Raw genomic sequence first — 1237 nt, forward strand, 5'->3', positions numbered from 1 at the left:
CATGGGCGGGGAGCTGCTCGGGCGAATGGTTGGGCATGGCGAGCTCCTTTTCGCCGCCGGGCGGCGGGTAGGGCCTTGCGTAGTTGCTGCCGACGAGCTCGATGGTCAGGGCGGATTCCGGTCGGGAGACGGGTGAGCCGACGGGGTCGGGGTCGGCGGCCGGGCCGTAGCCGGCAGCGTTCGCGAGGGCGTCGGACGGCAGGGCGACGCCGTGGGTGGAGAGGCGACTCAAGGCGGCGTGCAGGCTGGTGACGCCGTCGGTGCCTCGGCGGTCTAGGGAGACGGCCAGGTGGGGGCGAGGGGCGAGGATCTGGGTGACGAGACTGGTGAGGACCGAGCCTGCGCCGAACTCGACGAAGGTACGGACGCCGTCGGCGTACATGGCCTCGATTTGGTCGACGAAGCGGACGGGGGCGCTGAGCTGGGCCGTGACGCGGGCACGGATCTCGTCGGGGTCATGAGGGTACTGATTTGCATCGGCGGTCGCGTAGACGGGGAGGCGGGGTGGGCTGATCGCTGCTTCATCGAGGGCTGCGAACAGGCGCGTTGCCGCAGAGGCGACGAGGGGGCTGTGGAACGCGGTGGACGCGGCCAGGCGGTGGGTGGCGAATCCGGCGGCTTGGGCGCTGCGTTCGAGTTCTTCGATGGCGGCGACCGTGCCTGAAATCACCGTCTGGCTGGGGGTGTTGAGGTTGGCGATCCATGCGTCCCCGTGGTCTGCGATCTGCGCTTCCGCCTCTTTGGCGTCGGTGGCCAGGGCCAGCATGGCGCCAGGGCATTGCGACGCGTCACGCATCAGCTCACCGCGGCGGCGCGCCAGGGCGATCAGGGTTCGTTCGTCGAAGCAGCCGGCGGCGTGCAGGGCCACGAGTTCGCCGAGGCTGTGGCCTGCGACGCAGTCGGGGCGCAGGCCGAGTCGGGTGACGAGGCGCAGCTGGGCTACGCAGGCGGCGGCCAGGGCGGGCTGAGCCCATTCGGTGGCGGTGAGCTGGTCGTGTTGGCGGCCTTCTTCGGACTCTGTGAATGCGGGCCGCGGGAAGACGATCTCGTGCAGCGGGACTTGCGCGCCGTCGAAGCGGCCTGTGGACAGTTCGTCCCAGGCTTCTCGTGCGGCGGGAAACGTCATGGCCAGGTCGGCGCCCATGTTCGGGTATTGGGAACCCTGGCCGCAGAAGAGGAAGGCCAGCTTGCCGGGATCGGGTTCGGAGCCTGTATCCAGGACGGGAGGGGAATCGGG

General features: G+C 70.0%; 1 protein-coding gene. It reads right to left on the minus strand.

Features of this window, described 5'->3' with window-relative positions:
• A partial coding sequence (locus KDL01_RS41240; protein ID WP_212534162.1) for an ACP S-malonyltransferase occupies positions 1-1237 on the minus strand: 1237 nt, incomplete at both ends.

Source organism: Actinospica durhamensis, assembly GCF_018139695.1.
In the GTDB taxonomy this organism is placed as follows: Bacteria; Actinomycetota; Actinomycetes; order Streptomycetales; family Catenulisporaceae; genus Actinospica; species Actinospica durhamensis.